The sequence below is a fragment of the Rhizobium beringeri genome, assembly GCF_004306515.1.
GTDB lineage: Bacteria > Pseudomonadota > Alphaproteobacteria > Rhizobiales > Rhizobiaceae > Rhizobium > Rhizobium beringeri.
The window spans coordinates 3,334,219-3,357,866 of sequence record NZ_SILG01000001.1 but is presented as its reverse complement, the minus strand read 5'-3'; the positions used below and the strand labels follow the sequence as shown (position 1 = coordinate 3,357,866).

The following is a 23,648-nucleotide window of genomic DNA, read 5'->3' as shown; positions in this document are numbered from 1 at the left end:
CTAGCGCGGTCCTCCGGCGAGGAGTTCCAGGGTGCGGATGAGGGCGGAATGGTCACGTTCGCCGTCGCCATTGGCGATCGCGGCATTCATCAACTGCTGCGTGGCGGCTGTATTCGGCAGTGACAGATCGAGTGCGCGGGCGGCATCGACGGCAAGCGTCATGTCCTTGCGGTGCAGGCGGATGCGGAAGCCGGGCTCGAAGGTCTCCTTGACCATGCGCTCGCCATGCACTTCGAGGATGCGCGATGAAGCAAAGCCGCCCATGAGTGCTGCGCGCACCTTCGCCGGATCGGCGCCGGCACGCTTGGCAAACAGCAACGCTTCGGCAACTGCCTCGATCGTCAGCCCGACAATGATCTGGTTGGCGACCTTCGCCGTCTGGCCGTCGCCGCTGCCGCCGACATGGGTGATATTCTTGCCCATCTTCTCGAAGAGCGGCCTGGCGCGTTCGAAAACCTGCTCCTTGCCGCCGACCATGATCGTCAGCGAGGCTGCCTTGGCGCCGACCTCGCCGCCGGAGACCGGAGCATCGAGATAATCGCAGCCAAGCGCTTCGATGCGTTTGGCGAAGGTCTTTGTCGCCACCGGCGAGATCGAACTCATGTCGATGACCAGCTTGCCCTGGGAAAGGCCGGAGGCGACGCCGTCTTCGCCGAAGAGCACCGCCTCGACATCCGATGTATCCGGCAGCATCAGGATGACGATGTCGGAGGCTTGCGCCACCGCCCTGGCGCTGGCGGCGGCTTTGCCGCCCTTGTCAACAAGATGCTGCGAGGCTTCCTTCACCCGGCTCAGATGCAGCGTGTGGCCGGTATCGATCAGGTGTTCCGCCATCGGGCGGCCCATGACGCCCAGTCCGATAAATCCAATGTTCATGCTGTCCTCGCTGACTTCAGGTAGGGTTTCATCCAGCCGAGGCCTTCGCTGGTGCCTGATTTCGGCTTGTATTCGCAGCCCACCCAGCCATCGTAGCCGAGGCGGTCGAGCTCGGAGAGGATGAAGCCGTAATTGATCTCGCCGGTGCCGGGTTCGCCCCGGCCGGGATTGTCGGCGATTTGCACATGGGCGATCTTCTCCTTCAGTCTGACGAAGGTCGGGATCAGATCGCCCTGCATGATCTGCATGTGGTAGAAATCATACTGGAGATAGAGATTGTCGGAGCCGACCCGGTCGAGGATGCGTTCGGCATGAGTGGTCGTCGACAGGAAGAAGCCCGTGATATCGCGCAGATTGATTGGCTCAAGCAGCAGCCTGACGCCGGCGTCAGCACAGCGCTTTGCTGCATATTTCAGATTGTCGACCAGCACATTTTCCAGCGTTTGAAGGTCCGCAGCCTTCGGCACCAGGCCGGAAATGACGTTTACCTGCCGGCAATCGAGCGCCTTGGCATAATCGAGCGCCTGCGCCACACCATTACGGAATTCCTCTACTCGGTCCGGCAGGCAGGCGATGCCACGCTCGCCGCCGGCCCAGTCGCCAGAGGGCACGTTGAAGAGCGCCTGTTTCAGGCCGCTCGCCTTCAGCGCCTCGGCGACCTTCTCCTTCGGCTCGGCATAGGGGCCGAGATATTCGAGCGCGCCGAAGCCGTCCCTTGCAGCCGTCGCAAAGCGGTCGAGAAAGGGCAGGTCCTGATAGAGAAAGGAAAGATTGGCAGAGAATTTAGGCACGGGATCGTCCTTAGATATTGGCGGGCGCAACGAAACGATGCCGGTGCAGCATACGCTTGTAGCGGGGGTCGGGATTGGGAACGGCTGATATGAGGCTCTTGGTATAGGCCTCCTCGGGAGCGGTGCAGATCTGCTCGGCCTCGCCGAGTTCAACGATTTTGCCGCGATGCATGACGGCGACACGATCGCAGAAATAACGCACCACCGAAATGTCGTGCGAGATGAAGATGAAGCTCAAGTTCAGCCGCTGACGGATATCGAGCAGCAGATCAAGGATCTGGCTGCGGATCGAGACGTCGAGCGCCGACGTCGCCTCGTCGGCGATGATGATGCGCGGGTCGAGAGCGAGGGCGCGGGCAATGCCGATGCGCTGGCGCTGGCCGCCGGAGAAGGCATGCGGATAACGCTCCATGCCCATTGGGTCGAGGCCGACCAGGCGCATTAGCTCGGCGACGCGGTCCTCCAGCGCCTTGCCCTTGGCCAGCCCGTTGACAACAAGCGGATCGCCGATCACCTCCTTGACGGTCATGCGCGGATTGAGCGACGCGAAAGGATCCTGGAAGACGAGACGGACTTCGCGGTGGAAGGTGCGGAGCTCGCGTTTCGTCAGCTTGGTGACGTCGATCTCGCCACCGTCCCTGCCGCGATAGCTGATGCTGCCCGATGTCGGCTCGACGGTGCGCAGGATGAGCCGGCCGAGCGTCGTCTTGCCGGAACCGCTTTCGCCGACGATGCCGAGGTTTTCGCCGGGATAGAGATCGAAGCTGGCGTCATCGACGGCGCGCAGCGTGTTGGTCTTACCGTGCCAGCCATAGATCTTGCCGAGGTTGCGGACGGACAGGATCGGCTGCGGCGCCTCCGGCGATAGCGCCACGGCGGGCAGCCTGCCTTCGACATGATGGGTCAGCTTGACCGTCGAGGCGAGCAGTTGGCGGGTATAGGGATGCTCGGCGGCATGGTAGATCGCATCGACCGGGCCGCGCTCGACGATGCGGCCGAAGCGCATCACGGCGACATCATCGGCCACTTCGGCGACGATCCCCATGTCATGAGTGATGAGCAGCATGGCCATGCCGCGTTCGACCTGCAACCGCTTGATGAGGTCGAGGATTTCGGCCTGGGTGGTGACGTCGAGCGCCGTGGTCGGCTCGTCGGCGATGAGAATATCGGGATTGCCGGCAAGCGCCATGGCGATCATTACGCGCTGGCGCATGCCGCCGGAGAATTCGAAGGTGTAGCGGTCGACCATCTTGTCCGGGTTCGGAATTTCGACCTGGCGCAGTAGCTCGACAGTCCTTTTGCGGGCGGCGCGCTGGTCGAGATTGCTGTGCAGGCGCACGGCCTCGATGATCTGCGAGCCGATGGTGTGGACCGGCGACAGCGAACTCATCGGCTCCTGGAAGATCAGGCCGATGCGACGGCCGCGGATGGCGCGCATCGCCCGATCCGACGGTTTCAGCGCGGCGATATCGGTGATCCCGTCGCCGTTGTTGAGCAGGATGCGGCCGGAAACGATGCTGCCGGGGCTGTCGACGATCTGCAGCAGCGAACGGGCGGTGACGCTTTTACCGGAGCCGCTTTCGCCGACGAGGCAGAGCGTCTCACCGCGCTTCAGCTCGAAGCTGACATTTTCGACGGCGTGCAGGATGTGGGTGCGCAGCCTGAAATCGATCGAGAGGTTTTCGACGGAGAGAACGACGTCTTCTGAAAGATCGGTCATGGTTTCCTCCTCAATTGTCATAGGGGTCGGCGGCATCGCGCAGGCCGTCGCCGAAGAAATTAAAGGACAGGACGGCGACCACGACCGCGAGCGACGGCCAGATCAGGAGCCACGGCGCGGTGGCGACCGTGCGGATGTTCTGGGCGTCCTGCAGCAGCACGCCCCAGCTGACGACCGGCGGCTTGAGACCGATGCCGAGGAAGGAAAGCGAGGTCTCGGCGACGATCATGGTCGGTACGGCAAGTGTCACGACCGCAAGGATGTGGCTGGTCAGTGACGGCAGGATATGGCGGAAGATCAGCCGCGCCTCGCTCGATCCGTCAAGCCGGGCGGCAACGACGAAATCCTCACTGCGCAGCGCCAGGAACCGGCCGCGCACCTCGCGCGCCAGGCTGGTCCAGCCGAGCAGCGAGACGATGATCGTTATGACGAAATAGACATTGACCGGCGACCATGTCAGCGGGATCGCCGCCGCCAGGCCGAGCCACAGCGGGATGGTCGGCATGGCGCTGACGACCTCGATGACGCGCTGGATCAGCGTATCCACCCAGCCGCCATAGAAGCCGGAGATCGAGCCGAGAACGACGCCCAGGATCAGCGACATGGCGACGCCGACGAGGCCGATCGACATGGATACGCGGGTGCCATAGACGAGGCGCGAGAAGACGTCGCGGCCGAGCCGATCGGCGCCAAGCAGATACATTGGGTCGTTCTGGTTGAGGGGGCCGATCAGGTGCCGGTTCATCGGGATCAGGCCCCAGAGATCGTAGGCCGCGCCTTTGACGAAGAAGCCGATCGGGACAACCTTGGTGTCGTCGACGACGAAGGTGCGGCGCAGCGCCACCTTGTCGATCTCGACCTTGTAGCCCCTCACGTGGAAATTGAACTCCGAGCTGCCGTCCGGCTTTTCGACGAAGAAGCTGAAGCCCTGCGGCGGGGCATAGGTATATTGCGGCCGAGAGGTCATCGGCAAAGCGGGCGCCAGGAATTCAGCGAAGAGGCCGACCAGATAGAGGAAGAGGATGATGGCGCCGGCCGCCATCGCCACCTTCTGGCGGATCAGTTTGCCGGCGACCAGCCGCCAGGGGCCGATCGCGGCGGTCGAGACGGTCTTGCCCTGTTTCAGCGGGCTGATCGAGGGGCCATCGGCAACAGTGTGAAGCGGACCGGCGTGGTTTCCGAAGGTTTCGTGCGTGCTCATCGCATTCCCCTCAATTGAACCGGATGCGCGGATCGAGCAGCGCCAGCAGCAGATCCGACAGCAGCATGCCGACGAGGGTGAGCGCGCTCAAAAGCAGGATGAAGCTGCCGGCGAGATACATGTCCTGCGAGATCAGCGCGCGGAAAAGCAGCGGGCCGGCGGTCGGCAGGTTCAGCACGATGGCGGTGATGGTGACGCCGGAGACGAGATGCGGCAGCACCCAGCCGATCGCCGAGACGAAGGGATTGAGCGCGATTCTGACCGGATATTTGAGGATGACCTTGTATTCCGGCAGGCCCTTGGCGCGGGCGGTGACGACATAGGGCTTGTGCAGTTCGTCGGTCAGGTTGGCGCGCAGGATGCGGATCATCGCTGCCGTTCCGGATGCACCAATGATGATGATCGGGATCCAGAGATGAGTGAGGAAATCGCCGACCTTGGCGAGGCTCCAGGGTGCCTCGGCATATTCCGGCGAGATCAGCCCGCCGACGCTCTGGCCGAGATATTTATAGGCGATGTACATCAGCGTCAGCGCCAGGATGAAATTCGGCACCGCTAGGCCGATGAAGCCGAGGAAGGTGAAGACATGATCGCCGACGGAGTGGCGGCGCACGGCCGAGTAGATGCCGATCGGCAAAGCGACGATCCAGACGAAAAGCAGGCTCAAGAGCGAGATTACCAGCGTCGAGCCCATGCGGGCCCAGATCAGCCCGGAGACCGGCTGGCCCCATTCGAAGGAGTAGCCGAAGTCGCCGCGGCTGACGATGCCCCAGATCCATTTCAGATACTGGATGTAGAAGGGGTCGTCGAAACCGTAGATTTCCTTCAGCCGCTCGATCTGCGCAGGATCGACGGTCTGGCCGCTGTCGCTCATGGTGGCGATCATCGACGTCAGATAGTCACCTGGCGGTAGCTGGATGATCAGGAACGAGATCAGCGACATGCCGAACAGGGTCGGGATCATGTAAAGCACGCGCTTGAAGATATAACCAAGCATCGGAATATTTCTCCTCCCGTCGGGAACGCTGTGACGCGCTTCCCCCGGATCTTCATCCGCTTTCGGCCCTCCGAGCCGAAAGCGCTCCTCCGTCGCGTGTCACCTCATTTCCAAGTGAGATGCAGGACCTCCAGCCGATCGACGCCAGGCACCTCCACCTGCGCGCGGCCATTTCCGAAGCTGAAGCTTGCGGCGCGGTCGGCAACGACCAGCCACGCCTTCGCGATCGACTTGCCTTGGGGAATCTCCACCGAAATGGTCTGCGCTGCCAAAGGGTAATTGTCGCGGATCGGGCCTTTCATCATCATCGGGTTGGTGAGGTTGAAGAGGCTGAGCGCCAGGCCCTCACTGTTTTCGCGCAGCGCCAGATCGATGACGCCCTTGCCGTTGACTGTGACGCGCGGCGTCTTGCCGAGTGCCCAATGGACGGCGTTGGCGATGAGCCGCGCGTGATCGACGGCAAAGACCTCCCAGAAGATCTCGCCGATATTCCAGGGAATATAGACCGTGCGGCCACCCTTGCCGGTTTCGCGGGCGATGACGGCAGCACCTTCCGGGGCCTCGCGCGGATAAACCTCTTCCATCGGCAGATCGGGAAAATCGGGGATGTAGAGGAAGGGCGTCTTCGCATCGGCCGACGGTTCGGCATGAATCAGGCGGGTGCCGCCCATGATGCGTTCGGCGCCGTCGAAACCCCGATTGATCGGGTGATCGCCGGAAAGGGCGACATAGGTGTTCTTGACGATGCCGCGCGGGCCGGAGACGTATCTGGCGCCAAGCACGTCGGCCAGGCCGAAGTCGGGACGCTTCGTACCGAACTCGTCGCGCAGCGATGTCTCGTATGAGGCAATCACGCTGCCGCCGCGATCGACATAGGCGCGGATTGCTGCGTTCTGCGCATCCGAAAGGCAGGAGGCGTTGGCAAGGATGATGAGCTTGAACCGATCGAGGCTCTCTTCGGTCAGCACCTGGTCCGAAAGCAGCTCGAAGGGCAGGCGGGCTTCGACGAGGGCGTGGTAGAGACCGAGATCGTGCTTTTCGGCGGAGTGCCGCTCTTCCGGCGCCCAATGGCGCAAGGTCGTCGACGGATCGATGACGGCGATTTCAGCGGTCGGCTTCATGCTTTCCAGCACCGGCTCGACGGCCGCTTGCAGGCTGAATGCGTCGGCCACCGGCTCGACCCAGCGTTTGTCCGGCACGACGCCGTTGAATTTGGTGAACCAGGCATAGAGGCCGTGGGCGGTGCCATCATTGATCCAGAGCTGCATCTCCTCACCCGAAGTGACGGCATCCTTCCAGCGATATTCCTCCTCCGGACCGATCGAGGTGATCAGCACGACCGGGCGGTCGGGGAAGGTGGCGCGGATGCGCTTGCCGTTGCGCCCAGCCGACCAGCCGAGCTCCAGGCCCTTGCGACCCTGATGGTCGACGACGAGGAAGGGGCAGTGCCTGGCGATGACCGAGAGATCGAATTCCATCAGCGAAGCGCCGCCCATGTTCGGAATGAAGCTCGCATGCGGACGGATCGCTTTGACGGCATCGTCCCATTGCGCGATCATGTCGGTCAGCACGCGGCGGCGCCACTGTACCCAGGCCTGCCAGGCGGGATCTTCGGCATCGGGCTTCGCCGGCAGTGCGTGGCCGGACATGTCCTTGAAGCGACGAGCGCTGTCTTCGCTGTAATCGACGCCATGGCCCTGCCAGCGATTGGCGAAGACCGCGTCGATATCGTATTTGCGGACGATCTCCTTGACCACCTCCGGCATGAAGACGGTGTTGTAGTCGCCATAGGCATTGGTCACCCAGACATCGGGATAGGCCCAGTGACGGCGCGGCGTGCCGTCGGCATTGATCATCACCCATTCGGGATGGGCTTTGGCGGCATCGTCGTGAATGGCGTGCGGGTCGACTCGGGCCATGACATGCATGTCGAGCTTGCGGGCGGCATCGACGAGCGCGCCGAAGATATCCTTGTCGCCGAGATACTTGCTGACATAGTGGTAAGGCACCTCGCTCGGATAATAGGCAATGTAGCCGCCGGCGCTGAGGCAGACCGCGTTTGATTTGGTGCGTTTGAACACGTCGATCCAGAAGGCCGGATCGTATTTCTCCGGATCGTCCTCGACGAAGGTGAGCTGGGTCCAGCGCGTGGCGGTCTTGAACCATTCGGGCGTGCGCAGCGTATCGATATTCTGGTTCCTGGCGTCGAGCATGGCGGTCATCCGTTCATTGGGCAAAGGGGTAGCCTCGGCGCCGGCGATTGCGGCCGGCGCCTGACGTGCGTCATGTGTCCTGAGCCTTTCAGGCCTTGTAGAACTGCTCCGGCATGGTTGGAGCGGGCGTCGGCCAGCCGAAGGAGTTCGGCATGGTCTTCGTGATGTTCTTCATGTTGTTCTTGACGATGCCGTAGCCATCCGGTGGCTGCGAAATGCCGAAGACGTAGAAGTTGTCGGCAGCACCCTGCAGCAGTTCTTTCATGATCTCGCGCTGGCCTGCTGCGTCCGAGGTGGCCTTCAGCTTATCGTAAAGGGCGAGCTGCTTCTTGGTTTCTTCCGGCGGTTCCTCGGCGTTGGCATTCTTGGGATCGAGATACCAGAGCTGCCAGGCCGGGGCATACATCGCATTCGAGTCGGTCGGCACGTAGTAGCGCGGATCGAGCATCGCGGCGATGCCGCCATTGGCGCCGAACTGGTGCGCGGTCGCATCGAAATCGCGGCCCTGGCGGACGCGGGTTTCCCAGAGCGAGCGATCCATGCTGCGCATCTGCGCATCGATGCCGACAGCCTGGAACATCGGAATGACAAGCTGAAAGAGATCGAGGAAGATGGCGCGGGCCTGGTCGACCTCGAAAATAATCGTCAAGCGGCGACCCTTCTCGTCCAGACGGAAATTCTGGTCGTCGCGCTTCGGCAAGAGCTGGTCGAGCATGGCGTTGGCCTTGTCGACGTCGTAGGCCGTGAACTGGGTGGCAAGCTGCTCGTTATAGAGCGGATCTTCCTTCTTGATCGACGGCTGGGCCGGTGCGCCCTGGCCGACGAGAACGGCATCGATGAGCGCCTGGCGGTCGAGTGCCGTCGACAATGCAGCACGGAAGTCCTTGTTGCGGAAGAGCTTGCGCTTGGTCTCGTCATTGTGGTTCAGGTTGAAGATGAAATTCATCACATTGGCTTCGGTGGAAGTCAGCGTATAGAAATCATAACCGCCCTGCTCACGCGCATCGTAGAGCACCGACTTATTGTTCGGCGTTGCGATGTACTGATCCATCAGGTCGACTTCGCCCTGCATGGTCTTCAGCAGCAGAACCTGCGGATCGGCGACCATCTGGTAGACGATGCGATCCATATAGGGGAGCTGATTGCCCTCGGTATCGACCTTCCAATAATAGGGATTCCGCTCGGCAATCGCCCGCTCAGTGTTTTCGCCGGGTGCGACGGTAAACATCCAGGCATGGAGGCAGGGCTTCTTCGACGAGTTGAGGAAGAAAGCATTGTCATCCTGGAAGCCGGAGGCAGCCTGGAAGGCTACGATCCAGCTCTCGAAGCCGCGTTCCTTGGCTAGCTCGTCCGCCTTCGGATTGTAATCGATATGGAATTGCTCGAGATAATGCTTCGGGCATCGCGTCGTGTGGTCGCTATTGGCCCAGGCGACCTGCAATGGGAACATGCCGTTCGGCTTGTCAAAGGTGACCTTGAAGGTCTGTTCGTCGACGATATCGAGCTTAGCCGGCTTGCCGCCCGACTTCCAATGACCCTGGCCGGTGACGGCGACGCGCTTGTCGGTGAGGACGGTATCGTACCAGAACTTGACGTCGGCTGTCGTATAGGGTTGGCCGTCCGACCATTTCATGCCCTTGCGCAGGCGGATCGTATAGACCTTGGAATCGGCATCGCTGTCAAAGGCCTCGGCGACATTCAGCGTCACGCCGGACCAGTCGGGCGTATAGCGCAGCAGTGGCTCATAGGCCTGGTAGCGGAACAGCATCGACAGCGAGCCGCCGCCGACCAGCGCCATGTTCCAGTCGCCACCGTATTTGCCGACGCTTTCGACGGGTTTGACGATGAGCGGATTTTCGGGAAGCCGGTCCTTCAGGGCCGGCAGGGCGCCGCTCGACACCTTCGTTTTCAGGATATCCGCTTCCTTGAAGTCCGCGGTGAAAACCGGCAGCGCCGGCAAGATGAATGCGGCCGATGTCCCGGCCAGAAACGCACGTCGTTTCAGCTTGATCATAGGGGTTATCCTCCAAAAATCCGTGCCCTTATTCATTATTTTGCTATTGGGCTTGGGATGAAGGAAAGATTACATTTGGATATTGTTAGGTAAAGCGTTATGTTTTCGTTAGTGCGAAAATTTGCTTTTGGTATGCGGTTGATATAGCCAGCGTCCCATCAATCGAATGTAGGGGTGCCACGTGGGAAGCAGAGGCCGGGTTACATTGCAGACGATCGCGCGGGAGGTCGGCCTCTCGAAATATGCGGTGTCGCGCTCGCTTGCAGGTAAGAGCGGCGTCAGCGAGGAAACGCGCGCGCTGATCCGCGAGACGGCGCAGCGCCTCGGCTATACGAGGCCAGCCGGGCAGGGTGCTGCAGGCGAGGTCGCCGTGGTCTTTCACGACCTGGATGCCGTCAATAGCGAGCTTTATATGCAGGTTCAGAACGGCGTGCAGCGCGAGGCGCACCGGCTGGGCATGACGCTACGCCTCCGCTGGACCCATAATCAGGGGCAGCTGGAAGAACTGGCACGCGCCTGTGACGGACTGATCCTCGTCGGCCCCCATGACCGCGAGGCAGTGGCGGCGGCGAGTGCCACGGGCGTTCCGATCGTACGTTTTGGCTGGGTCGATCCGCTGGAGCAGGCCGACCAGGTGACGGGTACGGATCATGAGGCGGGGCAGGCGGTGATCGAATATCTGGTCGGTCTCGGCCATCGCTCGATCGTTTATGTCTATGGCACGCCGGGCTTTCGGGGGCGGCAGGAGCGCTATTACGGTGCCCGCGAAATCGCCGAACGTTATTCCGATGTTACCCTGCACGTTATGCAGTTCGACGAGCAGAACGGCTTCGCAACGGCCTACCAGGCGCTGAAGCAAAGAGGCATCCTGCCAACGGCCTTCTTCTGTGCCCATGATGGGCTGGCGTTGACCGTGGTGTCCGAACTGCTTGGTCAGGGATACCGCATTCCCGACGACGTCTCGGTCGTCGGTTTCGGCGATTTCTCGCCGGCGACGCAGATCTCGCCGGCGCTGACGACGGTGCGCATGGAGGGGCAGGAGTGTGGCGCCGTCGGTCTACGGCTGCTGCTTGAACGCATCGAGAATCCACGCCTGCCGGGCATGCCGGCGCGGCGCATCATGATCGCCTCGCGCATCATCGAACGTCGCTCGGCCGGCCCCTGCAAGGTGGTAGTGAGCCTCGACGTTGCCGAAGCCTAGCCAAACGAAGCGATCGCTGCCTTGACGGCGTCCGCACCCCGCTTTGTCGGCCGGTATTCCAGACCGACTGCACCGTTATAGCCATTAGCGAAGATCCAGCCGAGGCGGTGGGCAAGGTCGATGCTGCCTGAGCCCGGTTCGTTGCGGCCGGGATGATCGGCGACATGGACATGGATGACGCGGTCGAGGCGACCGCCAAGCACGTCTTCGGTGCGCTCGTCCATCACGGCGGAATGGTAGATGTCGTAGACGATGCCGATCTCGGGGCGGGCGACATCATCGATGATGTCGAGGCCTTCCCGGGTCGAATCGAGGAAGTAGCCGACATGGTCGATGCGGATATTGAGCGGCTCGACGCCGAGACGCACACCGCTGCCTTTGAGGATATCGGCGCCGGCTTTCAGCGTTTCGGTCATCGCTTGCCGCTGTTCCTCGCGGGTCAGGCCCGGGAGATCGTTGCCGGCCTGGGCGATCAACACCGGCGCGCCGAGACGTTTCGCGACGGTGATGGATTCGGCAAGACCTTTCAGCCAGGCCTGCCGGTTGGCAGCGTCGGTCAGCGCGATCATCGGTTCGGCGACGAGGCTGGTGACGGCAAGGCCGGTTTCCTTCAGCGCCGCCTCGATCGCGTCCAGATCCTTGTCGGTCCAGCGCCAGAATTCGATCGCTGTCAGGCCGGCCGCATGGGCGCAGCGGATGCGATCTGGAAAGCTGTCGCCTTCTTCGGCAAACAGCCACTCTATGCAGGCTGAATAACGTCGCATGAAAACTCCTCCCATGTGTTGATGCAGGCATGCGACAGATCGGAGCCTGCCGCAAGAGGCGTTCAGGCGCTTGACGCCGGGATTCATTGGCGGAACACTCAGCACATCAGGCCGGGATCTCCGGCCGCTTGCGGAGGAAGACATGGATCTCGGATTGAAGGGAAAGACTGCCGTCATAACAGGTGCGTCGATCGGCATCGGACTGGCGATCGCCGAAGGACTGGCGGCTGAGGGCGCCAACCTCGTGCTGGCGGCGCGCGGCGGCGAACGGCTCGAGGCGGAAGCCGCCCGTATCGCCGGGACGTACGGGGTCAGCGCCGCCGCTGTTGCCGCGGATGTGGCGACGGTTGCGGGAACCGAGGCGATCATAGCGGCGGCTGCCGAAAAAGGCGGCGCCGATATCCTCATCAACAATGCCGGCACCGGGTCGAACGAGACGGTGATGGAGGCACCCGATGAGAAGTGGCAGACCTATTGGGACTTGCATGTGATGGCCGCCGTGCGGCTGGCGCGCGGCATCGCCCCGCAGATGAAGGAGCGCGGCGGCGGTGTGATCCTGCACAATGCCTCGATCTGTGCCGTTCAGCCGCTATGGTACGAGCCGATCTACAATGTCAGCAAGTCGGCGCTGATGATGTTTTCGAAGACGCTCTCGACCGAACTCATCAAGGATAAGATCCGTGTCAACTGCGTCAATGCCGGTCTGATCCTGACGCCCGACTGGATCAAGACCGCCAAACAATTGACGGCCGAAACCGGCGGGAACTGGGAAGGCTACCTGCAGAGCGTCGCCAACGAGCACGCCGCCTCCAAACGCTTCGGCACACCGGAGGAGCTGGCAAACGTCTTCGTCTTCCTGAGTTCGGAGCGTGCGAGCTATTGCATCGGCTCGACCTATTTCGTCGATGGCGGCATGCTGAAGACGATCTGACCGAGACTGCCGGCAGGGCGGGCGGCAGCCGGTCTTTCTCGAGGCTGCCGGGCGTTTCTGTGGACGTTGCCGATACAAGCTATAAATAATAGCTATTTTGTTGTATGTTCACGCTTTTGACGCTATTTGCCTGCTATTGGCAGGATAAATACTGCGATTTCTACAAGGCGACGACGATGCTGACGAAAAAGGGAAAATACGGGCTGAAGGCGCTGGTCGACCTGGCGCGGTTGGCGCCGGGCGAGACTGCCTTCATCAATGACATCGCCGCCCGTAACAATATCCCGAAGAAGTTTCTCGATACCATCCTGCTCGAACTGCGCAATGTCGGCATCCTGCGCTCGAAGAAGGGACCGGGCGGCGGCTATTCCCTGTCGCGGCCGGCCTCCGAAATCCGCATCGGCCATGTCATCCGCACGCTCGACGGACCCTTAGCGCCGATCCGCTGTGCCAGCCGTACGGCTTACGAGGCCTGCGACGACTGTGCCGATCCCGAGACCTGTCAGGTGCGGCGCTCGATGACCGATGTTCGGGACGCGATCGCCGCTATTCTCGACAATATGACCCTCGAGCAGTTCGTCGCCGACGGCGGCCGTATCGACGGCGCCAAGGAACAATTCCCGATCTCCGCCGCCAGCTGATTAGGCGCCGCCGACCTTCGACATATATTCGCCTGCGGTATGCACCAGCTTATCCCGCGGCAGCGATAGCGCGTGAATGCGGGCATTGCGCCAATGGCGGTCGAGATTAAGCCCGATGCCCGCCGATATTTCTCCCGCAAGTTCAAACAGCGCGTTTGCTGTGTCGAGCGCTGTTTCCCCGGCAAGGATCGCGGCGGCCGAGGCGGAGAAATGCGCATCCGCCTTTGCGGCCTCCACAGGATTGACTTGGGCAATGTCGAGTTTGCGGCCAGCCCGTTCCAAGGCTGCCGCCGTCGCTTCGATGCGGATAGCGCGCTCGCCAATCCGGGGGAGGACGGTGGCGCTGGGATCGCCAATCGCGGTCATCAGGTCGCTCCATGCGGCGCGCGCGATGCCCAGGCTGACGCTGGCCTTGAGCAGCAGGCCGAGCGAGATGCCGGTCGAATATCCGGACGAGGGGGCAGGGGCAATCGCATCTGCATTGACGTGAAGCGTGCCGACGATCGCCGTCGCCGAGCCATTGGTGCGCTGGCCGAAGCCGTCCCAATCGTCGACCACCTGCACGCCTTCATCATCGCGTGCGAGGTAGAGCGTCACCGGGCGGCTGGGCGGGGCGGTGGCGGCAGCGGCGATCCAGTCGGCGAATAGAATACCGGGCGCCTGCCGCGTGCGCCCACTCAGGCGGTAGCCCGGGCCTTCGGCTGAAAGCTCAGCCCCGTCGGTGAAGGTGGCGCCCGAAAAGCGGTCGCCGAGCAGCGCACGGGCAAACAGCGATGCCTTCAAATCCTCGGCAGCCTGGGTGCGGAGCGTTTCCAGTACGCAAAAATGATTTTCCAGCGCCTCGCCGATCGAGGCATCGCCCTCGGCGATGATTGCAACGATTTCGGCGAGCAGGGCGTTCGACACGTCGAGCCCCTCATGGTCAGGCGGTACGGCGATTGCCGTCAGCCCCGATACCGACAGCGCATCAAGCTCGGCAAAGGGCAGGATGCGGTTGATATCGCGCTCGCTCGCCTGATGCCGGAATGCGGCGGCGAGGTCGCGGGCCGTGGATATCGCCTCCTCTTCGCTTTCGATGCGATGCGCGGGAGGCCTCAGGCTCTCATGAAACTGCGATACCGTTCCCATCGGTCACTCTTTTCTCGATGGATATAGGAGTGAGGGATTGCCCCTCGAATGATAAGGCCGGTTTTTCTACAAAAGCCGTGTGCTTTGAATTTTCTTACCAGCTTGATTGCCCTGTTCTCCACGCTACTTACGGTGAAGTGGGGCTTCCTTAATAGAGAAATATGATGAGCGACTCTCGTGCTCGCAACAGCGAGGTTTCGAAAATGGCGCGCCAGCCGAGACCGCGTCTGACGCTGGATATTGCCGCTATCCCAACCTATGCGATCGGCGATATTCACGGTCGATACGACCTGCTTGTGAAAGCCGAGGCGGCGATCCTGCGCGATGGTGGGCAGTTGCCCGGGCGTAAGCTGATCGTCACGCTCGGCGATTATATCGACCGCGGCCCGGAATCGTCACAGGTCATCGCCCATCTCATGGAGCCGCCGCCGGATGGATTCGACCGCATCTGCCTTGCCGGCAATCACGAAGTCGCCATGCTCGACTATATCGACGGCTGGATCTCCTATGACGATTGGATGCAGATGGGGTCAGCGGAGCTGCTCAAATCCTATGGCCTCGATCCGGAGCATCTGCCGCTGGTCTTTCCCACCGGCGCGAAGCTCGATGCCTTCATCCGGCAATCACTGCCGCGTACGCATATCGATTTCATGCGGGCGATGCCTGTCCTACTGGAGACCCCGAGCGTGATTTTCGTGCATGCCGGCATCAATCCGAAGCTGCGGCTCGGTGAGCAGACGGACGAGGATCTGGTCCTCATCCGCCAGCGGTTTCTCGAAAGCCGGGTGCCGTTGCCGAAACTCGTCGTTCACGGTCATACGCCGAACGACGAACCCGACATACGGCCGAGGCGGCTCAATCTCGATACGCGCGCCTTTCGCAGCGGCAAGCTCACCGTCGCCCGCTTTTGGCAGGGCAAGGTGCATCTGTTTTCGACCTGACCTCTGTGTGGGATCGTCTCAGGCGACCCCTTCCTCGACCGGCTCTGTCTTCGCTGGTTCTACCGTGGCCGGGCGCTTGCGGCGCCAGCCGCGCAGCACGACGTAGAAGACTGGCGTCAGGAACAGGCCGAAGATCGTCACACCGAGCATGCCCGAGAAGACGGCGGTGCCGAGCGACTGGCGCATTTCGGCGCCGGGGCCTGTGGCAATGGCAAGCGGCAGAACACCGAAGATGAAGGCGAATGCCGTCATCAGGATCGGGCGCAGGCGAAGATGGCTGGCCTCGATGGCCGCCTCCACCGGCGACTTGCCCTCGTCTTCCGCCTGCCTGGCGAACTCGACGATCAGAATGGCATTCTTGGCCGCAAGGCCGATCAAGACGATCAGGCCGATCTGCGTCAGGACATTGTTGTCCATTCCCCTCAGAGAGACCCCGATCAGCGCCGCGAGCACCGCAAGCGGGACGATGAGAATGATCGCCAGGGGCAGGACCCAGCTTTCATATTGTGCCGCCAGCGCCAGGAAGACGAAGACGACGGACAGGGCAAAGATGTAGATGGCGGTGTTGCCGGTGTGGGTCTCCTGATAGGCGAGTTCCGTCCATTCGAAGGTCGTCCCCTGCGGCAGGATCTTCGCTGCCAGCGCTTCCATCTTGGCGATGGCATCGCCCGTCGACGTGCCCGGCGTCGGATTGCCCTGAAGCGGCACCGAGACGTACATGTTGTAGCGCTGGACAAGCGCCGGGCCGCTGGCATCCTGGATGTCCATCAAGGTTCCAAGCGGAACCAGCGCCCCGGTCGCCGACCGGACCTTCAGGGCGAGGATGTCTTCCCGGTCCATGCGGTATTGCCGATCGGCCTGGGCGCGAACCTGGTAGACGCGGCCGAACGCATTGAAATCGTTGACATAGGCGACGCCGAGATTGATGGAAAGGGCGTTGAAGATATTGGGGATCGGCACATTCAGGAAACGCGCCTTGTCGCGGTCGATCGCCAGGAAATATTGCGGGCTTGCATCGGAGAATGTCGTAAAGACGCCGGTCAGTCCCTCGGTCGTTGCCGCCGCACCCATCATCTGCCGGGCGAGGCCGAGCACGCGCGTCATGTCGGCGTTCTCGAGATCGGAGATCTGCATCTTGAAGCCGCCGGAATTGCCGACGCCACGCACCGATGGCGGTGGGATGGCAATGATGAAGGCTTCCTGGATGCTTTGCAGCTTTCCGTAAAGCTCGCCGATGATCTTGTTGGCGTTCTCCCCGCCTTCTTCACGTTCGGCAAAGGATTTGAACGGGACGAAGACGACGCCGGCATTTGAGGCATTGGTGAACGTCGCCCCGCTGAAGCCGGCAAATTGCACGGCATTGCCGACGCCGGGCACGGTGCGGGCGATATCGCCCACCTGTTTGACGACGGCATCGGTACGTGCGAGCGATGCGCCGTCCGGTAGCTGTATGACGATGATGGCGTAACCCTGGTCCATGGTCGGGATAAAGCCCGCGGGAACTTTCGTGCCCATGTACCAGGTTGCTCCGAGCAGGCAGGCGAAGGTGACCATCGCGGCTGTCAACCCAATCCAGCTGCTGACCAGATGCCGAATGGTCCATGAATAGCCGGAACTCAGCCGATCGAATCCATGGTTGAAGCCGTTTGCAAGCCCTCTTCCCAGACGGGATGCGACATTCATGCGCTTGGTTTCATGGTCATGGGTTTTCAGCAATATGCCTGCGAGCGCGGGCGACAATGTGAGCGAATTCAATGCGGAAATTGCAGTGGTGACGGAGATCGTGACCGCGAACTGCCGGTAGAACTGGCCAGAGATGCCTGGAATGAAGGCTGTCGGCACGAACACGGCGATCAGCACCAGCGAGATGGCGACGACGGCGGTTCCTACTTCGTCCATCGTGACATGAGACGCCTGCTTCGGCGTCATGCCGCGTGCCAGATTACGCTCGACGTTTTCCACCACCACGATCGCGTCATCGACGACGATACCGATCGCCAGCACGAGACCGAACAGGGTGAGCATGTTGAGCGAGAAGCCGAAGGCGAGCAGGACGGCGAAGGTGCCGATCAACGATACCGGGATGGCAATGATCGGAATGATCGCGGTTCGCCAGGATTGCAGGAAGACAAGAACGACGATTGCCACCAGGATGGCCGCTTCGGCAATGGTCCTATAGACCTCGGTGATCGAATCCGAGATGAATTCGGTCGTGTCGTAGACGATGCGATATTCCAGACCCGGCGGGAAATTCTGGGATATGTCCTTCATGAGCGTCTGGACTTGATGGGCCGTGTCCAGGGCGTTGGTTCCCGGCCGGGCGAAGATGCCGAGAGCAACTGCGGGATCGTTGTTGAGATAACTGTTGGTGACGTAATCCTGTGCGCCGAGTTCGATCCGGGCGACATCCTGCAACTGCACGAGCCGGCCCGATGTCGTCGATTTCACAATGACATATCGGAACTCGCGCACGTCGGAGAACCGGCCATCCGTTCGCACCGTATATTCGAATGCATTCTTGCCGGTGACGGGTGGAGCCCCAATCTTGCCGCCTGATACCTGGACGTTCTGGTCTCTCAACGCGGAGACGACGTCATCGGAGGTCATCCCGTAGGCGGAGAGCTTTTCCGGATCCAGCCAGATTCGCATCGAATACTGGCGCTCGCCAAAGATCTGCACGTCGCCGACGCCGTCAAGGCGCACGAGAACGTCGCGGATGCGGTTGCGGGCGTAGTTCGAGACGTAAAGCTGGTCATAGCGGTGCGACGGCGACAGCAGGTGTACCACCATCATCAGATCCGGCGAGCTTTTGTCGGTGGTCACGCCAAGTCGCTGGACTTCTTCGGGAAGACGGGGAAGGGCGATGGAAACACGGTTCTGGACGAGCACCTGGACCTTGTCGAGATCTGTGCCGAGCTTGAAGGTGATCGTCAGCGACATGGCGCCGTCGGCGCTGGAGTAAGAAGACATGTAAAGCATGTCTTCGACGCCGTTGATCTGTTGTTCAAGCGGCGTCGAAACGGTATCGGCGATCGTCTGCGGGTCGGCACCCGGATAAGAGGTGCGTACGACGATGGTCGGCGGCGCTATCTCCGGATACTGCGATACCGGCAATTGCGTGTAGGCAATGCTGCCGACGACGAGAAAAAGGATCGAGATGACGGCCGCAAAGATCGGCCGGTCCACGAAAAAATGAGCAAATCTCATTGTCCGCTCTCCGCACCGGCGGTTTCCGGCGGAGCGTCCTGCCGCTCCTGCGGCAGTTCGGTCATCTGAGGCGTGATCTTTGCGCCCGGCCGGGCGCGCATCAGGCCGTTGACGATGATCGTCTCGGTGCCGTCAAGGCCCTCGCGTATGACGCGGTAGCCGTAGAGACGCGGTCCGGGCCTCACGGGCTTGGTCGACACCGTGCCGTCTTCGGCGACGACATAAACGACGCGCTCATTCTGGTCCGAACCGATGGCCTCGTCGGGGACGAGAATGGCCTGGTAGGTGTTGGAGGCTTCGACCTGTATGCGACCGAAGAGGCCGGGCTGAAGGACGAGATCGGGGTTCGGGAAGCGGGCACGCAGACGAATGGTGCCACTCTCATTGTCGACCCGGTTCTCGGCGAAATCGAGCTTTCCCTTGAATGGTTTGGCACTGGGATCCGAGATCGTCACGGATACATCCAGTCCGCCACCGCCCTGCTGGAGTTCCTTGCCCAATTTGCGCGCCGTGTCGGCGAAATTCAGCAGGCGGCGTTCATCGACGTCGAAATAGAAATCGATCGGATCGAGCGAAACGATCGTCGTCAGCACAGTTTGGTCGGTCTGCACGAGGTTGCCGGCTGAGATCAGCCGGCGGTCGATGCGGCCGCTGAGCGGCGCCTTGATCTCGGTATATTCCATGTCGAGAGAGGCGCGGTCGGCTGCGGCCTGTGCGCCGCGCACATTGGCCTCGGCCGAATCGAATTCGCGGCGGCGATCATCCAGCGTCTGTGCCGACTGGCTGCCGCTCGAAGCAAGCGATTGCGTGCGCTTATACTGCGCATCGGCAAAGACCAGGGCGGATTGCGCCGATTCGAGTGTCGCCTTTGCCTGATTGAGGGCTGTTACGAAAGGCCGCTGGTCGATGACGAAGAGCAGGTCGCCCTGTTTGACCAATGCGCCGTCCTGGAAATGGATTTCCTGTAGGTAACCACCGACGCGCGAGCGAACGGAGACTTCGTCGACCGGCTCGAAACGGCCGATGAACTCGTCGCTGTCGACGACATCGCGAACGACCGGCTTGGCGACGGTGACGGGCGGGGCCGGTGGGGCGCTCTGGGCCAGCGCGGGGAGAGGCATGAATGCGGCAATACAGCCAAGCACCACCATCTGTCGAAGCGCGTAAGTCATACCGGTCCTCCAATCTCGACGGCCGATTCACTGCCGCCAACCTCAAGATGAAGTGATGCTGTTCATGTCTCGCTGCTTTGAACGAGGGCCTCTGCCCCCATGATTCCCCGGCGTTCAATCCCTTGGAAAAGGAAGGCCGGCACGCAATGCACATCAGAAAAATCGTAACCCTATGGAATTGGACTATAAACGGCAGCGGCGAAAAATTGCAAATGCCAATTGGTAACGATTCCGGAATCCATCAAAACTTCACAGGGGGCATCAGCTCTCGACGATTTCGTCTCTGCCGGGCGGCAGGGCGGCGAGTTCGGCCCAGTCGAGCTCCTGTTCCAGCATGTGAAAGACATCATCTCGTCGGCGCGAGAGAAAGGGAGGAACCGCAGATATGCTTGACCCGGTCTGCGGCATTTTGGCCGCTGCCGTTGAATTTGCCATCCATGCCCTTGTGCAGCGCGCATGCTCAATATATCTACCGATATTATAAGGATGCTTATAAATAACGGTCACAGGTTTTCATGAACGCCACTCCGACCCTCGGTTTCCTTCTCCACGACGTCGCACGGCTGCTGCGCAAGCGGTTCGAGCAGCGCGCGAAGTGCCTTGGGCTGACCCGGTCGCAATGGCAGACGCTTGCCTATCTCTCGAACAATGAAGGCATCCATCAGGGCGGCCTTGCCGAAATCCTGGAAGTCGAGCCGATCACGCTGGTGCGCATTCTCGACAAGCTCGCCGAGCGCGGGCTGATCGAGCGCCGCCAGCACCCGACCGACCGGCGCATCTGGCTGCTCTATATGCGCGACGAGGCGCACCCGTTGCTCGCCGAAATGCGCGAGCTCGGCGACACCACCCGCGCGGAAGCGTTGCAAGGCGTTTCGCCAGAGCAGCGCGAGCTGCTTTTCCACATCCTATCCGTAATGAAGACGAACCTGGTTCAGGCATGCCGGAGCCCGGTTGACGAGAATGAGACGAGCGATGGCTGATCAATCCCCCCTCCGCGTCGTTGCCGACGCCAATGCCAAGACCAAGACCAAGACCAAGACTCCTGTCGAAGACAACGAAGCGAAACAGCAGGAAACGGTAGCCGAAGCGCCTTCATCCAATTCAGCGCCGGCTGCCGCCGTGGCTGCGCCTGGCGGCAACAAGGTCCGCCGCCGGCGCAGTCTCACGCGGCCGATCCTCTTTGCCCTGCTGCCGGTAGCGCTCGTCGTCGGCGGTTATTATTACGTCAATGGCGGTCAGGTGATGTCGACGGACAACGCCTATATCCAGGCCGACATGGTCGGGCTTACCACCGATGTCTCGGGTATCGTCGACCAGATCAACGTGCATGAGAACGAGGCGGTCAAGGCGGGACAGGTGCTCTTCAGCCTGCGGTCGGATTCTTTCAAGATCGCGCTTGATGGCGCCAAGGCGCAGTTGGGCGCGCAGCGCAATCAGATCATGAATCTCAAGGCCAGCTATCAGCAGTCGCTTGCCGAGATCACGCAGGCGCAAGCCGATCTGCCCTATTATCAGGATCAGTTTGACCGGCAGCAGAACCTCGTCAACAACGGCAGCGCGACGCAGTCGGCCTATGACGAAGCCAAGCACAATCTGGAAGCCGCGCAGCAGAAGGTTGCAGTCGCCAAGGCGGAAGCCGCAACGACACTCGCCCAGCTCGGCGGCAATGCCGACCAGCCGGCCGAGGAAAACCCGCTCTACCTGCAGGCCAAGTCGCAGGTCGACAATGCCCAGCGCGAACTCGACCACAGCGTCGTCAAGGCACCGTTCGACGGCATCGTCACCAATGTCAACGCGCTGCAGGTGGGCTCCTACCTGCAGGCTTCGCAACAGGCCTTCTCGCTTGTTGCCACTGACCATCTGTGGATCGCCGCCAGCCCGAAGGAAACCGAGCTTACCTATGTCAAGCCCGGCCAGACGGCCGATATCTATGTCGACACCTATCCCGGCGCGACTTGGAAGGGCAAGGTCGAGAGCATCAGCCCGGCCTCCGGCTCCAGCTTCTCGCTGTTGCCGGCGCAGAACACCACTGGCAACTGGGTGAAGGTCGTCCAGCGCATTCCGATGCGCGTCAGCATCGAGGACACCGAAGGCAAGCCGCCGCTGCGCGTTGGCATGAGCACGGTGGTCGATGTCGAGACCGGCCATGCCCGCGGCCTGCCTGATTTCGTCAACAAGCTTCTGGGTCGGCCTCAGGGCAAGGATCATGAGTAACGCTTCCGCTTCTCCGGCGACGCCGATTGCCAATCGCGGTGCGATCACGGCCTGCGTCATTCTCGCCGTCATCATGCAGGCGCTGGACACGACGATCGCCAACGTGGCGCTGCCCTATATCCAGGGCAGCGTGTCGGCCTCCGCCGACCAGATCAACTGGGTGTTGACCTCCTATATTGTCGCGGCGGCAATCATGACGCCGCCGTCGGGCTTCCTTGCCGCCAAGTTCGGTCGCAAACGCGTGCTGCTCGTCGCTATCGTCGGTTTCGTGGTTGCCTCCGTTCTCTGCGGCCTTGCGCAATCACTGAACCAGATCGTCGCTTTCCGCCTGATGCAGGGCCTGTTCGGCGCATCGCTGGTGCCACTTTCCCAGGGCATCCTCCTGGACATCTATACCGTCGAGGAGCGCGGCTCGGCCATGGCCCTTTTCGGCGTCTCGGTCATGGTCGGGCCGGTGCTTGGGCCTGTCATCGGCGGCTGGCTGACCGACAATATCAGCTGGCGCTGGGTGTTCTATATCAACGTGCCGATCGGGGCGCTCGCCTTCATGGGCATCGTCGTCTTCGTCACCGAGACCAAGAGGGACCTGCTCGCCAAGCTGGACTGGTTCGGCTTCGGGATGATGAGCCTCGGTATTGCCGCGCTGCAGCTCTTTCTCGACCGCGGCGAGCAGCTCGACTGGTTCTCTTCGGGCGAGATCGTCGTCGAGGCGCTGATCTGCGCTGCCGCCTTCTATCTGCTGGTCGTGCATACGCTGACAGCGGAGAAATCCTTCGTGAACCCGAAGCTGTTTCTCGACCAGAATTTCTCGATCAGCATGATCTTCATCTTCGTGATCGGCATCACCTATCTCGCCTCCCTGGCGCTGATGACGCCCTATCTGCAAACGCTCATGGGCTATCCCGTGATCACCGCCGGCATCGTGATGGGGCCGCGCGGGCTTGGCACCATGCTCTGCATGTTCATCGTCGGACGGCTGATCGGCAAAGTCGATACGCGCTTGCTGCTGGTGCTTGGTCTCGGTCTCACCGCCTGGGCGATGTACGACATGACCGGATGGACGCCCGATGTCTCGCAATGGACGATCATCTCCGTCGGCTTCATCCAGGGCGCCGGCCTCGGCTTCCTGTTCGTGCCGCTGACGACGATCGCCTTTGCCACGCTGCCCGCCCATATGCGCGGCGACGGCACCGGCCTCTATAACCTGTCGCGAAACATCGGCTCGTCGGTCGGCATTTCGATCGTCTCGGCGCTGATCATCGAAAACACACAGAGCAATCATGAATCGATTGCGGCCTATGTGACGCCGTTCAATCACGCTTTCAATGCGGTGGCGGCGCAGGGGCTCAGCCCGGTGACGGCTGCCGGCCGCGCTTCGCTCAACGAGATCATCACGCTGCAATCGACGATCATTGCCTATATGGATGATTTCAAGCTGTTGATGCTGATGTCGCTTGCGGTCATCCCGCTGGTGCTGTTGCTGCGCAAGCCGAAGGCAGCACCTGCCGTCGACCACAGCGCAGTGATGGAATGAACTCTAGGTGTTGCCGCAATTGCGGACGGAAAACCGCGTCGCACCTTTCCTGGAATTTTGTTATAAATCAAATAGTTGGAGCATGACGTCGCCCGAAAACCGC

The 23,648-nt window shown here is 61.4% G+C and carries 19 protein-coding genes; 7 read left to right on the top strand and 12 right to left on the bottom strand.

The window, feature by feature from the left end; translation table 11 throughout:
• From ELH03_RS16880 to ELH03_RS16850, 7 genes are all read right to left on the bottom strand, one after another.
• On the bottom strand, nt 1-876 hold the full coding sequence (locus ELH03_RS16880) for a 2-hydroxy-3-oxopropionate reductase (RefSeq protein WP_128400577.1): 876 nt from the start codon (nt 874-876) through the stop codon (nt 1-3).
• A complete protein-coding gene (gene otnI, locus ELH03_RS16875; RefSeq protein ID WP_128400576.1) occupies nt 873-1,667 on the bottom strand; it encodes a 2-oxo-tetronate isomerase in 795 nt (264 codons plus the stop codon). The genes ELH03_RS16880 and otnI overlap by 4 nt, the downstream gene beginning before the upstream one ends.
• A 10-nt stretch (nt 1,668-1,677) precedes the next feature.
• Complete coding sequence (locus ELH03_RS16870; RefSeq protein WP_130766532.1) at nt 1,678-3,387, bottom strand: ABC transporter ATP-binding protein; 1,710 nt, start codon at nt 3,385-3,387, stop codon at nt 1,678-1,680.
• Between the two features lie 10 nt (nt 3,388-3,397).
• The gene (locus ELH03_RS16865; protein WP_128400574.1) at nt 3,398-4,588 is read right to left on the bottom strand and encodes an ABC transporter permease; all 1,191 of its coding nucleotides are present in this window, start codon (nt 4,586-4,588) and stop codon (nt 3,398-3,400) included.
• A gap of 10 nt (nt 4,589-4,598) precedes the next feature.
• Nucleotides 4,599-5,585, bottom strand: coding sequence for an ABC transporter permease (locus ELH03_RS16860; protein ID WP_128400573.1), 987 nt, complete (start codon nt 5,583-5,585; stop codon nt 4,599-4,601).
• Nucleotides 5,586-5,689: 104 nt separating this feature from the next.
• Nucleotides 5,690-7,798, bottom strand: coding sequence for a family 10 glycosylhydrolase (locus tag ELH03_RS16855; protein WP_130766531.1), 2,109 nt, complete (start codon nt 7,796-7,798; stop codon nt 5,690-5,692).
• Nucleotides 7,799-7,886: 88 nt separating this feature from the next.
• Nucleotides 7,887-9,812 (bottom strand): ABC transporter substrate-binding protein, encoded by a 1,926-nt coding sequence (locus ELH03_RS16850; protein ID WP_130806701.1) that lies wholly within the window; start codon nt 9,810-9,812, stop codon nt 7,887-7,889.
• A 181-nt stretch (nt 9,813-9,993) separates the two neighbouring features.
• On the opposite strand from ELH03_RS16850, the gene ELH03_RS16845 reads away from it, so the two are divergent.
• Complete coding sequence (locus tag ELH03_RS16845) at nt 9,994-11,013, top strand: LacI family DNA-binding transcriptional regulator (protein ID WP_128400570.1); 1,020 nt, start codon at nt 9,994-9,996, stop codon at nt 11,011-11,013.
• Here the strand turns inward: ELH03_RS16845 and ELH03_RS16840 are convergent.
• Entirely contained in the window at nt 11,010-11,777 is a 768-nt protein-coding gene (locus ELH03_RS16840) for a TIM barrel protein (protein ID WP_130766529.1), read from the bottom strand. The genes ELH03_RS16845 and ELH03_RS16840 overlap by 4 nt on opposite strands.
• A gap of 142 nt (nt 11,778-11,919) precedes the next feature.
• Here ELH03_RS16840 and ELH03_RS16835 point away from each other — a divergent pair, with 142 nt between their 5' ends.
• On the top strand, nt 11,920-12,708 hold the full coding sequence (locus ELH03_RS16835) for an SDR family NAD(P)-dependent oxidoreductase (RefSeq protein ID WP_130766528.1): 789 nt from the start codon (nt 11,920-11,922) through the stop codon (nt 12,706-12,708).
• Nucleotides 12,709-12,884: 176 nt separating this feature from the next.
• Nucleotides 12,885-13,349 (top strand): RrF2 family transcriptional regulator, encoded by a 465-nt coding sequence (locus ELH03_RS16830; protein ID WP_128400567.1) that lies wholly within the window; start codon nt 12,885-12,887, stop codon nt 13,347-13,349.
• Here ELH03_RS16830 and ELH03_RS16825 read toward each other — a convergent pair whose 3' ends face one another.
• Nucleotides 13,350-14,477: an acyl-CoA dehydrogenase gene (locus ELH03_RS16825; RefSeq protein WP_130766527.1), complete on the bottom strand. Its 1,128-nt coding sequence runs from the start codon at nt 14,475-14,477 to the stop codon at nt 13,350-13,352.
• A gap of 164 nt (nt 14,478-14,641) precedes the next feature.
• On the opposite strand from ELH03_RS16825, the gene ELH03_RS16820 reads away from it, so the two are divergent.
• Nucleotides 14,642-15,418, top strand: coding sequence for a metallophosphoesterase family protein (locus ELH03_RS16820; RefSeq protein WP_197729771.1), 777 nt, complete (start codon nt 14,642-14,644; stop codon nt 15,416-15,418).
• Between the two features lie 18 nt (nt 15,419-15,436).
• Here the strand turns inward: ELH03_RS16820 and ELH03_RS16815 are convergent, their stop codons facing one another.
• From ELH03_RS16815 to ELH03_RS37450, 3 genes are all read right to left on the bottom strand, one after another.
• Nucleotides 15,437-18,625 carry an efflux RND transporter permease subunit gene (locus tag ELH03_RS16815; RefSeq protein WP_128410894.1) on the bottom strand — a complete coding sequence of 1,063 codons (3,189 nt, stop codon included), beginning with the start codon at nt 18,623-18,625 and terminating at the stop codon, nt 15,437-15,439.
• Entirely contained in the window at nt 18,622-19,797 is a 1,176-nt protein-coding gene (locus ELH03_RS16810; RefSeq protein WP_128410893.1) for an efflux RND transporter periplasmic adaptor subunit, read from the bottom strand. The genes ELH03_RS16815 and ELH03_RS16810 overlap by 4 nt, the downstream gene beginning before the upstream one ends.
• A 261-nt stretch (nt 19,798-20,058) precedes the next feature.
• The gene (locus ELH03_RS37450) at nt 20,059-20,304 is read right to left on the bottom strand and encodes a hypothetical protein (protein WP_164902607.1); all 246 of its coding nucleotides are present in this window, start codon (nt 20,302-20,304) and stop codon (nt 20,059-20,061) included.
• An 8-nt stretch (nt 20,305-20,312) separates the two neighbouring features.
• Between ELH03_RS37450 and ELH03_RS16805 the strand changes: the two genes are divergently transcribed.
• From ELH03_RS16805 to ELH03_RS16795, 3 genes are read left to right on the top strand one after another with little or no spacing between them, the layout of a single operon-like run.
• A complete protein-coding gene (locus tag ELH03_RS16805) occupies nt 20,313-20,777 on the top strand; it encodes a MarR family winged helix-turn-helix transcriptional regulator (protein WP_128410892.1) in 465 nt (154 codons plus the stop codon).
• Nucleotides 20,770-22,011 carry an HlyD family secretion protein gene (locus tag ELH03_RS16800; protein WP_130766526.1) on the top strand — a complete coding sequence of 414 codons (1,242 nt, stop codon included), beginning with the start codon at nt 20,770-20,772 and terminating at the stop codon, nt 22,009-22,011. Before ELH03_RS16805 ends, ELH03_RS16800 begins: the two co-directional genes overlap by 8 nt.
• Nucleotides 22,004-23,545 (top strand): DHA2 family efflux MFS transporter permease subunit, encoded by a 1,542-nt coding sequence (locus tag ELH03_RS16795; protein WP_128410890.1) that lies wholly within the window; start codon nt 22,004-22,006, stop codon nt 23,543-23,545. The genes ELH03_RS16800 and ELH03_RS16795 overlap by 8 nt, the downstream gene beginning before the upstream one ends.
• Nucleotides 23,546-23,648 lie beyond the last annotated feature (103 nt).

Excerpts from the sequence above, each read along its gene's own strand:
- ELH03_RS16835 (WP_130766528.1), top strand. The coding sequence starts at position 11,920 with ATGGATCTCGGATTGAAGGGAAAGACTGCCGTCATAACAGGTGCGTCG.
- ELH03_RS16830 (WP_128400567.1), top strand. The coding sequence starts at position 12,885 with ATGCTGACGAAAAAGGGAAAATACGGGCTGAAGGCGCTGGTCGACCTG.
- ELH03_RS16800 (WP_130766526.1), top strand. The coding sequence starts at position 20,770 with ATGGCTGATCAATCCCCCCTCCGCGTCGTTGCCGACGCCAATGCCAAG.
- ELH03_RS16840 (WP_130766529.1), bottom strand. The coding sequence starts at position 11,777 with ATGCGACGTTATTCAGCCTGCATAGAGTGGCTGTTTGCCGAAGAAGGC.
- ELH03_RS16810 (WP_128410893.1), bottom strand. The coding sequence starts at position 19,797 with ATGACTTACGCGCTTCGACAGATGGTGGTGCTTGGCTGTATTGCCGCA.
- ELH03_RS16880 (WP_128400577.1), bottom strand. The coding sequence starts at position 876 with ATGAACATTGGATTTATCGGACTGGGCGTCATGGGCCGCCCGATGGCG.
- ELH03_RS16815 (WP_128410894.1), bottom strand. The coding sequence starts at position 18,625 with ATGAGATTTGCTCATTTTTTCGTGGACCGGCCGATCTTTGCGGCCGTC.
- ELH03_RS16850 (WP_130806701.1), bottom strand. The coding sequence starts at position 9,812 with ATGATCAAGCTGAAACGACGTGCGTTTCTGGCCGGGACATCGGCCGCA.
- ELH03_RS16795 (WP_128410890.1), top strand. The coding sequence starts at position 22,004 with ATGAGTAACGCTTCCGCTTCTCCGGCGACGCCGATTGCCAATCGCGGT.
- ELH03_RS16855 (WP_130766531.1), bottom strand. The coding sequence starts at position 7,798 with ATGCTCGACGCCAGGAACCAGAATATCGATACGCTGCGCACGCCCGAA.
- ELH03_RS16825 (WP_130766527.1), bottom strand. The coding sequence starts at position 14,477 with ATGGGAACGGTATCGCAGTTTCATGAGAGCCTGAGGCCTCCCGCGCAT.
- ELH03_RS16805 (WP_128410892.1), top strand. The coding sequence starts at position 20,313 with ATGAACGCCACTCCGACCCTCGGTTTCCTTCTCCACGACGTCGCACGG.
- ELH03_RS16820 (WP_197729771.1), top strand. The coding sequence starts at position 14,642 with ATGAGCGACTCTCGTGCTCGCAACAGCGAGGTTTCGAAAATGGCGCGC.
- ELH03_RS16865 (WP_128400574.1), bottom strand. The coding sequence starts at position 4,588 with ATGAGCACGCACGAAACCTTCGGAAACCACGCCGGTCCGCTTCACACT.
- ELH03_RS16870 (WP_130766532.1), bottom strand. The coding sequence starts at position 3,387 with ATGACCGATCTTTCAGAAGACGTCGTTCTCTCCGTCGAAAACCTCTCG.
- ELH03_RS16860 (WP_128400573.1), bottom strand. The coding sequence starts at position 5,585 with ATGCTTGGTTATATCTTCAAGCGCGTGCTTTACATGATCCCGACCCTG.